Origin of the sequence: Streptomyces venezuelae, from assembly GCF_008642375.1 — a bacterium.
Taxonomy (GTDB): Bacteria; Actinomycetota; Actinomycetes; order Streptomycetales; family Streptomycetaceae; genus Streptomyces; species Streptomyces venezuelae_G.
This window is the reverse complement of sequence record NZ_CP029194.1, coordinates 6,169,626-6,181,526: the sequence shown is the minus strand read 5'-3', so window position 1 is coordinate 6,181,526 and position 11,901 is coordinate 6,169,626. Positions and strand designations below refer to the sequence as shown.

General features: G+C 73.7%; 7 protein-coding genes. All 7 read right to left on the bottom strand.

Annotation, left to right across the window (positions count from 1 at the left end; translation table 11 throughout):
- Positions 1-11: 11 nt before the first annotated feature.
- From DEJ46_RS28335 to DEJ46_RS28305, 7 genes are read right to left on the bottom strand one after another with little or no spacing between them, the layout of a single operon-like run.
- Entirely contained in the window at positions 12-6,296 is a 6,285-nt protein-coding gene (locus DEJ46_RS28335) for a type I polyketide synthase (RefSeq protein WP_190622939.1), read from the bottom strand.
- Positions 6,289-7,626, bottom strand: coding sequence for an FAD-dependent monooxygenase (locus DEJ46_RS28330; RefSeq protein ID WP_150270830.1), 1,338 nt, complete (start codon positions 7,624-7,626; stop codon positions 6,289-6,291). The genes DEJ46_RS28335 and DEJ46_RS28330 overlap by 8 nt, the downstream gene beginning before the upstream one ends.
- On the bottom strand, positions 7,623-8,378 hold the full coding sequence (locus DEJ46_RS28325) for a 2-oxo acid dehydrogenase subunit E2 (protein ID WP_150270828.1): 756 nt from the start codon (positions 8,376-8,378) through the stop codon (positions 7,623-7,625). Before DEJ46_RS28325 ends, DEJ46_RS28330 begins: the two co-directional genes overlap by 4 nt.
- Entirely contained in the window at positions 8,375-8,668 is a 294-nt protein-coding gene (locus tag DEJ46_RS28320; RefSeq protein ID WP_150270827.1) for an acyl carrier protein, read from the bottom strand. The genes DEJ46_RS28325 and DEJ46_RS28320 overlap by 4 nt, the downstream gene beginning before the upstream one ends.
- Positions 8,658-10,541 (bottom strand): HAD-IIIC family phosphatase, encoded by a 1,884-nt coding sequence (locus tag DEJ46_RS28315; RefSeq protein WP_150270825.1) that lies wholly within the window; start codon positions 10,539-10,541, stop codon positions 8,658-8,660. Before DEJ46_RS28315 ends, DEJ46_RS28320 begins: the two co-directional genes overlap by 11 nt.
- A complete protein-coding gene (locus DEJ46_RS28310) occupies positions 10,541-11,593 on the bottom strand; it encodes a 3-oxoacyl-ACP synthase III family protein (RefSeq protein WP_150270823.1) in 1,053 nt (350 codons plus the stop codon). The genes DEJ46_RS28315 and DEJ46_RS28310 overlap by 1 nt, the downstream gene beginning before the upstream one ends.
- Complete coding sequence (locus DEJ46_RS28305; protein ID WP_150270821.1) at positions 11,590-11,856, bottom strand: acyl carrier protein; 267 nt, start codon at positions 11,854-11,856, stop codon at positions 11,590-11,592. Before DEJ46_RS28305 ends, DEJ46_RS28310 begins: the two co-directional genes overlap by 4 nt.
- Positions 11,857-11,901 lie beyond the last annotated feature (45 nt).

Sequence of the window (11,901 nt, the reverse complement as noted above, 5' to 3'; positions counted from 1 at the left end):
CTCCACTCGTCCTACGGGTGGGCTTCGTCACTCCCGCCGAGGCGTCCGGTGAGCATCCCCGCGAGCGCCGCGGTGGTGCCGTAGGTCCACAGCAGCGTGGGCGACAGCTTCATCCCGAAGGCCATTTCGAGGCGGTTGCGCAGCTCCAGGCTCATCAGTGAGTCCAACCCAAGTGACTTGAAAGGAGCTTCACGGTCGATGGAGCCCGCCTCGAGCCGCAGTACACGGCCCGCGAGTTCGCGGATCTTGCCCTCGACGAGGACGGGTCGCTCCGTGTCGGAGGAGCCGCGCAGCCGGCCGAGGAACTCCTCGGCGCCGCCGCCGGCGGCGGCGCCGTCCTTGGCGAGCTCGGCGATGGCACGCCAGCTGGGCTGTGCGGCCGTCTCCGGGTACGCGTCGAACCAGTGCCGGGCGTCCAGGGGGACGTACGACACGACCTGCCCTGGGGCGTCCAGGAGGTGGAACAGCGCCTGCCAGCCCTCGGCGGCCGTGAAGCCGGTCATGCCGTGGTCGGCGAGGCGTTCGCCGCGGATCGCCTCGTCGGCGGCGAGGCCGATGTCGGCGAAGGGTCCCCATTGGACGGCGAGCGCGGGCCTGCCGCGGTGCCGTCGGGCCTGGGCGAGGGCGTCCATGTAGACGTTGCCCGCCGCGTAGCCCGCCTGTCCGGGGTTGCCGACGAGGCCGGCGACCGAGGAGAAGAGGACGAACAGGTCGAGGGGATCGTCCTCGGTGAGGGCGTCCAGGTGCCGGGCGCCGTCCACCTTGGGGGCGAGGACCTTGTCGAGCTGGGCGCCGGTGAGATTGGCGAGGACCGCGTCGTCGAGGACGCCGGCGGCGTGGAACATGCCTCTCAGGGGTGGTAGTTCGGCCCGTACGCGGTCGAGTACGGCGGCGAGTCCGTCCCGGTCGGCGACGTCCACCGGGAAGGTGGTGACGGTGGCGCCGCGCTCCCGCAGCTCCCCGATGCGTGCCAGGGCCGCGTCGCTCGGCGCCGAGCGGCCGAGGAGGACGAGGCTGCGGGCACCGTGGTCCACGAGGTGCTCGGCCAGGGAGAGGCCGAGCGCGCCGAGCCCGCCGCTGAGGAGGTAGCTCGCGTCCGGACGCAGCCGCCCCTCGGGGAACGGTTCCGGTACGACGGCGGTGACCCGGCCGGGCTCGGTGAGGACCAGCTTGCCGGTGTGCTCGCCGCGCGCCATGGTGCGGAGGACCTCGGCGGCCCGGTCGAAGGCGTACGGGGTGACGGGCAGCGGCGGCAGGGTGCCGTCAGTGACCTTCTGCCACACGGCGTCCAGGAGGCGCGCGAAGCGCTCCGGGCGGCGGGTGATGAGCCCCGCGACGTCGACGGCGGCGAAGCTGATGCCCTTGGCGAAGTCACGGAGGCTGATCGTGCGGGAGGCGTAGATGTCCCGCTTGCCGACCTCGACGAACCGGCCGTCCTCGGCGAGGGCGGCGAGACCGAGGTCGATGGCCGCTCCGGAGAGCGAGTTGAGGACGACGTCCACGCCCCGCCCGCCGGTGACCAGGGCGACGTCCTCGGCCCAGGACAGGTCCCGGGAGTCGAAGACGTGGTCGATGCCCAGGGCGCGCAGTCCGGCCCGCTTGGACTCGGTGCCCGCGGTGGCGATGACGGTGGCGCCGAGCGCCTTGGCGACGCCGACCGCGGCGAGGCCGAGGCCGCCGGCCGCCGAGTGGATCAGTACGGTCTCGCCGGGCTCCAGGCCGGCCTGCTCGGCGAGCGCGTACCAGGCGGTGGCCGTGACGAGGGGCAGTCCCGCCGCCTCGGCGTCGGTCAGGGCCGCGGGGACGGGCCTGACGTGCCCGGCGGGCACGGTGAGGTGGGAGGCGACGGCGCCGAAGCCGCAGGCGACGACCCGGTCGCCGACCGCGAGGCCGGTGACGCCGGGGCCGACGGCGGCGACCACGCCGGCGCACTCGCCGCCGATGAGGCCCGCACCGGCGGAGGTGTCGGGGTAGGTGCCCATCGCCTTCATCACGTCGATGAAGTTGAGGGCGGCGGCGGTGACCTCGACCTCGACCTGTCCGGCGGCGGGCGCCGTCCTGGCGTACGGGCGGAAGGCGAGGCCTTCCCAGAGTCCGGTGCCGTCGGGGCCGAGCCGGAACGGCTGGGCGGGACCGGCCCAGGGAGCGGTGATGCTCTCCTCGCTCTCCTCGCCGCGCACGACCCGGCCGACGTGGCGGTCGGCGCCGCGCAGGACGACCTGGTCCTCCGCGTCGGCGACGAGCAGCTGCCGGGCGCAGGTCCCGGCCCAGTCGCCGTCGGTGGTGCGGACGTCGAGGAGGGTGGCGGCGAGCTCGGGGTGCTCGCGGCGCAGGACGCGGCCGAAGCCCCAGTAGAGGGCCGCGCCCGGGTCGGGCGCCTGGTCGGCGGGGACGGTCTGGGCGCCGTCGGTGACGACGAAGGTCCGCGGGGGCACGGGCAGCGCGGTGACGGCCTTGACCGTCGCGGCGAGGGTGAGCAGTCCGGCGCGCTGGGCGTCCAGGCCCCGGTCGGCGCCGGGTGCGAGGAAGACGAGCCCGGCGGCGCGGTCGCTCTCGCGGAGCGCGGCGGCGAGGGTGTCGGCGTCGGCGCCGTCGGCCTTCAGGACGTCGATGCTGGCGCCGGCGGCGGTGAGCGCGGCGGCGAGCGCGGCGCCCTGACCCGAGGCGTCGCAGACCACCCAGTGCCCGGGGGCGCGGTCGGTGGCGGCGGGCGCCTCCTCGGCGGGCCGGAACGCGAAGCGGTGCAGGCGCGCCGGGTCGACGCCCTCGGCGGTGGCCGTCTCGATGGTCTGGAAGGCGAGTCCGGCCATCCGCAGCAGCGGTCGGGCGTCCTCGTCGTAGCAGACCAGGTCGAAGGTGTCGTCGTCGTTGCGGACGGCGTGCGCCAGGAGCACGGAGACGTGGGCGTCGCGCGGCAGGGCGTAGTCGACGCGCCGGACGGCCGTGGGGACCACGGTCGCGTCGCCGGGCAGCAGGGCCAGGGTGACCTGGAGCGCCGCGTCCCACAGGGCGGGGTGCAGCTCGCCCGGGCGGACCCCGGCGAGGCAGCGGTCCGGGAGCCGTACCTCGGCGAGCGCCTGGAGCTCGGCGACCCGCAGCGTGCGCAGGCCCTGGAAGGCGGGCCCGTAGTTGAGGCCCCGCTCGCCGCAGGACGCGTAGAAGTCCTCCGGCTCGACGTCCCGGGCGCCCGCCGGCGTACCGGGGAAGGCGGGCAGCTCGGGGTCGGTGTCGCCGCCGACGCGGGCGGTGGCGTGCCGGGTCCAGCCGTCGGCCCCGGAGGCGAGCGAGCTGAGGGTGAAGCCCGCCGACGCGGCCCCGTCCTCGCGCCAGACGGCGCCGAGCCGGACGGGCTCGTCGGTGAGGGTGAGGTCGCTGCGGAAGCGGACGGTGTGCAGGGCGCCGGGGTTCTCGCCGGTACGGGCCCGGGCGGCGGCGACGGCGAGCGCCAGCATGGCGGCGCCGGGCAGCACGACGGCGTCGTACACCTGGTGGTCGCGGAGCCACGGCAGGTCGTTCAGGGACAGCTCGGTGCGGCCCTCGTGGACGTCCTGCTCGGTGCTGGCCGGCGCGAACTCGAAGGCGAGCCCGCCGGGTCCGGCGGTGCGGCGCACGGCGTCCGGCAGCCAGAAGCGGGAGCGCTGCCAGGGGTAGGCGGGCACGGGGGCTCCGGCCCGGGCGGGCAGCCCGCCGAAGGGCGCGAGGCCCTGGACGTACGCGCGGGCGAGGGCCTGCGTGAAGTCGCCGAGGGAGCCCTCCTGGCGGCGGAGGCTGCCGAGGACGGCCACCGGCGCCTCCCGGGTGGCGGCGAGCTGCTCGACGGCCGGGGAGAGCACCGGGTGGGGGCTGATCTCGACGACGTGGGTGACGCCGGCGTCGAGGAGCTTGCCCAGGGCGTCCGCGAAGAGCACGGGCTGCCGGAGGTTGGCGGCCCAGTACGCGGGGTCGAGCGAGTCGCCGTCGAGCTCGCGGCCGACGACGGTGGACATGAGGGGGACGGCGCCGCGCCGGGGGCGGATCGGCGCGAGGACCTCGATCAGCTCGTCGGTGAGCTCGTCCATGTGGTGGCAGTGCGAGGCGTAGTCCACGTTGACCAGGCGGCAGAAGGTGCCGTCGGCCTCCAGGAGTTCGCGGAGCATGAGGACGGAGTCGGTGTCGCCGGAGAGCACGCAGGACGAGGGTCCGTTGTTGACGGCGAGCGAGACGGTGTCCTCGAAGCCGTCGAGCGCCTTGAGGGCGCCCTCGACGTCGAGGTCGACGGCGAGCATCCGGCCGCGGCCCGCGGTGCGCTTGGCGAGCGCGCTGCGCACGGCGATGATGCGCGCCCCGTCCTCGTACGAGAGGTGGCCGGCGATGGTGGCGGCGGTGACCTCGCCCTGGCTGTGGCCGATGACGACGTCGGGCTCGACGCCGGCGGCCCGCCACATCTCGGCGATGCCGATGGACATCGCCCAGAGGGTGGGCTGCACCTGGTCGTTGTGTTCGAGCCACTCGTCGCCGGCGGCGCCGGAGAGGACGGCCTCGAGGTCCCAGGAGATGTGCGGGCCCAGGGCCTCGGCGCACCGCCGTACGGTCTCGGCGAAGACCGGCGACCGCGCGTACAGGTCCTGGCCCATGCCGGCCCACTGGGAGCCCTGGCCGGGCAGCACGAAGGCGGTCTTGCCGCGCTCCTTGGCGCGTCCGGTGAAGGTGCCGGGCAGCTCGGCGTCGGGCGCGGCCTCGGTGAAGGCGCGGAGCCGGTCGAGGAGTTCGGCGGCGTTCTCGGCGACGACGGCCGTGCGGGCGGCGAAGTGGTCGCGCTCCCGGCCGAGGGTCGCGGCGAGGGCGACCGCGTCGGCCGTCGTGGCGTCCTCGGGCAGGGCGTCGAGCACGTCGGCGGCGCGCTGACGGAGGGCGGCGTCGTTGTGGCCGGTGAGGGGCAGCAGCAGCGGGCCGGCGGCCTCGTCGGCCGTCGGCTCCTGCGCCGGGGTTTCCCGCGCCGGGGGCGTGCGGAGGACGACGTGGGCGTTGGTGCCGCCCCAGCCGAAGGAGTTGACGCCCGCGTACCAGGTGCCGTCGGCGGGGATGTCGGCCGGCCGGGAGGCGACCTGGAGGTTGAGCTCGCCGAAGGGGATGTTCGGGTTGAGCTCCTCCGCGTGGAGGGTGCGGGGGATCGTGCGGTGCTTGAGCGCGAGGATCGTCTTGACGATGCCCGCGAGTCCGGCCGCCGCCTCCAGGTGGCCGATGTTCGACTTGGCCGAGCCGATGAGGAGGGGGCCGGCCTCGGCGCTGCGCGCGGTGCCGAGCGCGGTGCCGAGGGCCTCGGCCTCGATCGGGTCGCCGCGCAGGGTCCCGGTGCCGTGCGCCTCGACGTAGCGGAGGCGGTCGGGGTGGACGCCGGCGTCGGCGTAGACCCGGCGGAGCAGGCCGGTCTGGGCCTCGACGTTCGGGGAGACGAGGCTGTGGCCGCCGCCGTCGTTGTTGACGGCGCTGTTGACGATGACGCCGTGGATGCGGTCGCCGTCCGCGAGGGCCGTGTCGAGCCGCTTGAGGTAGAGGCTGATGGCGCCCTCGCCGCGGACGAAGCCGTTGGCCTGAGCGGAGAAGGCCCGGCAGTGGCCGTCCGGCGACAGGCCGCCGAAGTGGGTGAGGCCGATGGAGTTGTCGGGCGTCAGGATCAGGTTGACGCCGCCGACGAAGGCGCCTTCGAGTTCGCCGGAGCGCAGGGCGCCGACGGCGAGGTCCAGGGCGACGAGGCCGGAGGAGCAGCCCGTCTGGACGACGAGGCTGGGGCCGCTCAGGCCGAGGAAGTACGAGAGGCGGGCGGCGACGATGTCGAGGCCGTTGCCGACGGCGCTGTGCTGGGTCGTCTGGACCCCGCGCTCCTTGCGGGCGAGCTCGTAGTCGTGCCAGAGGGCGCCGACGTAGACGCCGGTGCGGGTGCCGCGGACCTTGGAGGCGGGGATGCCCGCGTCCTCCAGGGTCTGCCAGCCGACCTCCAGCATGAGGCGCTGCTGCGGGTCGATCTCCTCGGCCTCGCGGGGGGATATGCCGAAGAAGCCGGGGTCGAACTGGTCGACGTCGTCGACGAGTCCGGCGAAGCCGGGGATCTTCTTGACGGGGTCGAGCTGGACGGAGGTGTCCCAGCGCTCGGGCGGTACGGGGCGTACCGCCTCCTCCCCCGCCGTCAGGAGCTTCCAGTAGCGGTCCACGTCGGGGGCGCCGGGGAACTTGCCGGCCATGCCGACGATCGCGATGAGCCGCGAGGGGTCCTCCTGGCCCTCGCCGTGCCCGTCGTCGTTCTGTGGCAGGTCAGTCATGGCTCACCTCGTGCAGGATCGGGCTGACGGTCGCGGGGGCGGCGGCGGACGCGGGCGCGGGCGCCGGGGCGTTCCGGGCGGCGGCGAGGTCGACGGGGTCGATCTCGTGCCGGGCGTTGATGACCTTGTTGAAGAGCCGGTACTTGCCGGGCAGCGAGTTGAGCAGCCGGAAGCGGAGGCGGCGCAGCTTGATGCCGCGCGGGTCGCCGATGGCGAGGAGGCCCTCCTGCATCCGCTGGAAGCCCGTGACGTGGATCTTGTGGGCGCGGCGCTTGGCGACGAAGTCGGCGAGCTCGGCCTTGGTGACGACCCGGTCCTGGCCGCCCTTGGCGAGGGACGCGGCGATCACCGGGACGATCGTGATGGCGTCCTGCATCGCGAGGTTGACGCCCTGACCGAGGATGGGGGTCGCGGTGTGCGAGGCGTCGCCGATGAGCAGCAGGCCGTCGCGGGCCCACTCCTCCAGCTCGGCGGTGAAGATCTCCAGGAAGCCGGTGTCGTCCCAGGTGTGCAGGTGCTCGTCGACGAGCGGGGCGAGCTGCGGGGAGATCTCCATGATGCCGCGCTTGAACGCGTCGAAGCCGGCGGCCCGCAGGTCCCCGAGGCCGCGCTTGGGCAGGTTGTGCCCGATGCGCAGGGAGTCGGGGAAGGTCGGCAGGACCACCAGGTGGCGGTCGCCCTCGATGACGAGCTGGGCCTCGCTGCCCCACTCCGGCGGGCGCGGCACCAGGAAGGAGAGGAAGTCGCGGGCCATCGGCTGGACGTCGGCGACGAGTCCGGAGGCCTTGCGGACCTTGGAGAAGCGGCCGTCGGCGCCGATGACGATCCGGGACCGTACGGTGACCTTCTCGCCGCGCCGGGCGAGGACGGCGCCGCGGACGGTCCCGCCCTCCTCGACGAGGGTGGCGAAGGACCAGCCGGACAGGTAGGTGTGGCCGGGCAGCTCGGCGGTGTGCCGGTTGAAGATGCGGATCAGCCCGGGCTGCGGGATGTCGATGGGCAGCGGCAGGCCGGCGAACTTGGCGTAGTCGACGCGCAGGACGGGGCGCTGCTCGGCGATCGTCGTGACGGCGGTGGTCTCCAGGAAGCCGTGCTCGCGCAGCGAGGGCCCGAAGCCCAGCTGGTTGAGCGAGGCCACCGACGGCGCGGCGATCGTCTCGCCGCGGAAGCTGCGCTCCAGGCTGGTCTGCTTCTCCACGAGGACGGTACGGATGCCTCGGCGGGCCAGCAGGCAGGCGAGCAGGGAACCGGCCGGACCGCCTCCGACGATCAGGACGTCGGTCTCGTCGGGTATTCCGGCGGAGCTGCCCAGGTGGGCGGATTCGGTCATGCCAACTCCCAGTTGTCCAGGCGGTTCTTGATGCCCGCGAGGATTTCGGCGGCCATCGCGCCGTCGAGTACGCGGTGGTCGAAGACGAGCGAGAGGGTGAAGACGGGCGCGACGGCGACGGCGCCGTCGCGCACCACGGGGGCGTCGGCGATGTGGCCGACGCCCAGGCCGAGCGTTCCGGTGATGAGCGGCAGGATCGCGCCGACCTGCTCGTGGCCGATGGAGGTCACGGCGAAGGTGCCCTGGAGGGCGGCACGGCGCACCGGGTTGCGCATCATGGTCCGGTAGACGGCGCGGAAGGCCGGCAGCGGCAGCCGCTGGAGGCGCTTGATGTTCGCGAAGGGGCCCTGGTCGTCGACGTCCGCCGTCTTGTAGAGGTCGATGGCGGACTGGACGGCGGTCACGTCGAGGGCCTGGACGTCCCGCACGATGCCGGAGACGACGCACCGCTGGCCCTCGACGGTCTTGTCGAAGAGCACCTTGGCGTGCACCTCGGGCGAGGTGGTCAGCTTCGGGGAGCGGCCGCCGAGGATGACGGCGCGGGCGTCGGGGTAGTCGGCGAGGACGTCGGCGGTGGCCTTGACGACGTAGCTGACGTAGCTGACCGGTGTGGCGGCCCGGCGGCGGGCGGCCCGGAGGGCGGTGGCGTCGACCTCGGTCATCAGATAGACGTGCGAGGTGCGCCGGGCGTCCTCCAGGAAGACCAGCGTCTGCTTGCGGGCGGCGGGCAGCGGGGCGGTGACCGCGCTCATGTCCGGGCCCCGGCGGCCTCGGTGTCGGCGACGAGGGACGCCAGCTCGCCGAGGGTCTCGGCGGCGGTGAACCGGTCGTAGTCGAGCGAGGCGCCGAGCTCGCGCTCCAGGAAGACGAGGATCCGCAGCTGGTTGACCGAGTCCCAGCCCTCGATGGCTTCCAGGGGGGCGTCGAGGGCGAGGGTGTCCTCGTCGACGTCGAGCAGCTGCGCGACGGCCTCGACGACGAACGCCACGGCGGCGTCCCGGTCGTGCTCGGTGGGCTCGTTGGGGGTCGCCTCAAGGGGCATGGAACTTCCCTTCGCCGGTGCCGATCGCCACCCAGTCGGGCAGTTCGGCGAGTTGAGTGAGGTCGTGGCGGAAGTCGCCGTCCTGCCCGGTGAATCCGAGGGAGGGGTAGAAGTCCGCGAAGCGGCCGTTCTTGGCCGTGGGCACGTGCCGGCCGCGGACGCCGGATGCTCCGGCGTCGCGCGCGGCGCGCAGGACCAGGCCGACGACGGCCTGCTCGATGGAGCGGGAGAAGACCCGGCAGGAGAGGACGAAGTTCTCGATCGCCCAGTCCCCGTCGCCGTCCGGGCCGCCGGTCTCCCGCACGAGGGCCAGCGCGCCGACGAGTCCGTTGTCGCCGAAGGCGTCCGTGGCCCGTACGCCGAAGAAGGCGGCCTGTCCGGTCTCGACCCGCCGGGCGACCTCGTCGGCCCCGTAGCGGATGCCGGTCAGGTTGAACTGGTTGGTCTTGCCGAAGAGCTGGGTGATGCGGGCGCCGTTGAGCGTCCCGTACTCCTCGACGGTGATCTCGGAGGCCAGTTCCCGGAGGTAGTCCTCGACGCTGACGGCGGTCTGCCGCAGTTCGTCGCGCTGGGCGCGCGCCCGGTAGAGGGAGCCGCGGACGCGGTCCTCGTCGGTGAGGGCGAACTGGTTGAACAGGCCGGCGCGGGCGACGGCGGAGGCGTACCCCGCCGGGTCGTCCGGCAGGGCGACGACCGCGACCTCGGGGCGCTGGGCCTCCATGAGGCCGCGCTCGGCCGGGTTGTCGTCGACGAAGACCATCGAGTCGGTGCCGATGTTGAGTTCGGCGGCGATCGAGGCGGCGTTGCCGGGCTTCGGGTCCCAGTTGGCGCGGAAGGCGGAGAAGTCGTCCGGGCCGAGGACCATGTCGGGGTGGGTGGCCACGGCCTCGCGGGCGACGGCGTCGTCGTTCTTGGAGCAGACCGTGAGCAGGACGCCCTGCCGGGACAGGTCCTTGGCGAGCGCCTGGAGTTCGGCGTGGGCGGAGCCCGGGAAGGAGCCGCCGATCTTCAGCGCGGGGATCCCGTCGTCGCCGACGATGCCGCCCCACAGGGTGTGGTCGAGGTCGAGGACGAGGCACTTCCTGGCGCGGCCGAGGCGGGCCAGGACGACCCGGGTGACCTCGCGGGCGTACGCGTCGAGGAACTCCTGGCTCCAGGCGTGGCCCGCGATGTGCCGCATGCGGTCGGTGGCGGCGGCCGAGCCCGCGCGTGCGGCGAGGCCGTCGGTGGCGAGCACCACGACGTTCGGCCGGCCGGCGAGGTCGAGGATCCCGGCGTTCATGCGGTGCCAGGCCGCTTCGACGCGGGCCTTGGTGGCGTAGTCGACGTACCGGTCGCGGCGCAGCGCGGAGAGCGGCAGCGTGTTGAGTACGGCGACGCCGCCGGGCGCGCCCTCGAAGGCCGTCAGCCAGGCGTCGAGCTCGGTGGGGAGGGCGGCGCAGCGCGCCTCGACCTCGGCGGCGTCCAGCGGGTCGGCGACCTTCTCGAAGACGGCGGTGTCGTCGAGGAGGCAGGCGGTGACCGCGGGGGCGAGCTCCTTGAGGTTCGGGGCGCCGGAGAGGATCTCGAACCGCCACTGGTTGAAGCCGGTCGTGCCCGTCTCGGGCTGGACGCCCTCGGCGAGGAGCGCGGCGGTCAGCAGGTGGGGCAGCGGGTCGACGGTGGAGCTCGCGAGCAGCCCGAGGGCCACCGGCGTGTACCGGCCGGTGGCGGCGAGCGCGGTCCGGACGGCCCGGCCGCCGAGGAGCATCCCGGCGGCCTCGCGGTCGAGGGCGTCGTCGAGGGAGCGGAGCAGTCCGGGGACGCGCTCGGCGGAGTCGGCGATGCCCGCGCGCTTGAGGGCGCGGAGTTCGGTGAGGGCGTCGCCGGTCATCACCGGGCTCCGTTCTGGTGGCGCAGCGCGAGGCCCGAGGTGATCCACTTGGAGGACTCGACGTTGGCGACGAGGAGCCGTCCTTCGACACCGAGGCCGGAGCGGATGCGCCGCATGGCCCGGTTGAGCTGGATGAAGGGCACGGCGTTGCCGTTGTTGCCGGTGTCGGCGACGCAGTTGACGGCCTGCTCGGGGCGGACGCCGAGGCGCTTGCGGATGGAGTCCGTCATGACGCCGTTGAGCTGTGGGAGGAGGACGTGCTCGACCTCGTCGAGCTGCCAGCCGGTCTCGGCGCTGAGCTCCTTGAAGATGGACTCGGCGTGCTCGGGCACGTGGTGCTCGATGGCCTTGTAGTCCTCCTCGCCCCAGGACTCGCGGTACGGGCCGTCGGGGCCGTCCAGGAGCGGGGCGCCCTCGACGCCGAACCAGCGGGCGGTCTGCGCGGGCTTGCGGCCCATGCCGGTGGTCCGGAGGAAGAGGTGCTCGACGAGCAGTCCGGGGCCGTCCGGGTCGGCGTCCACGACCGCCGCGCCCGCACCGTCGCCGAAGAGGGCGAAGTTGATGAGCTCGGCCGGCGACATGGCCTCGATCTGCCCGCTGGAGGGGAAGAAGTTGAGGCAGGTGTCGGCGCCGATGACGAGGCCGCGGCGGAGCCCGGAGGCGAGGAGCGCGCGGGCGGTGTAGAGGCCCGTGAGGGCGCCGGCGCAGCCCGACATGAGCTGGAAGGTGGGGACGTCGTTGAGCCCGATGCGGTCGGCGACCAGGTTGACGGTGGCCGGCATCAGGTGGTCGGGCGACGCGGTGGTCAGGACGAGGAAGTCGAGCGAGGCGACGTCCACGTCGGCGTCCGCGAGGGCCGCGGTGGCCGCGGCGACGGCGAGGTCGCCGGTGCTCTTGGGTACGGAGGGTGGGGAGTCCGTCGCGCAGAAGTAGCGCGTCCGGTTCCCCGTCATCATGTCCAGCCACTTCTCGTGCAGGCCGAACCGCTCGGCCATGTCCCGATTGGTGACGGGTTCGCCCGGCAGCACTTCGCTGAATCCGGTGAGCCTCATGCGCTCGCTCCAGTCAATGTGGTGTTGACCAGGTCGAGCAGTGCGCGCGGCGTCTCCGCCGAGGCCACCCCGTCCCGGTCCAGTTCGACGCCGTACTCGCGTTGGATACGGCCGGTGGTCTGGAGCAGCGCCAGCGAGTCGTACCCCAGATCCTGGAAGACGACGTCGAGGCTGCCGGTGTCGAGGACTCCCGGCGAATCCCGGTCCTGGAACTGGAACTCGAGAAGAATCTCGCCCAGCTCCCGCAGGGTGAGTTGTGCCATCGTCAATTACCCCTTCACCACGGCAGATTCATCCGCTCCGGCGCG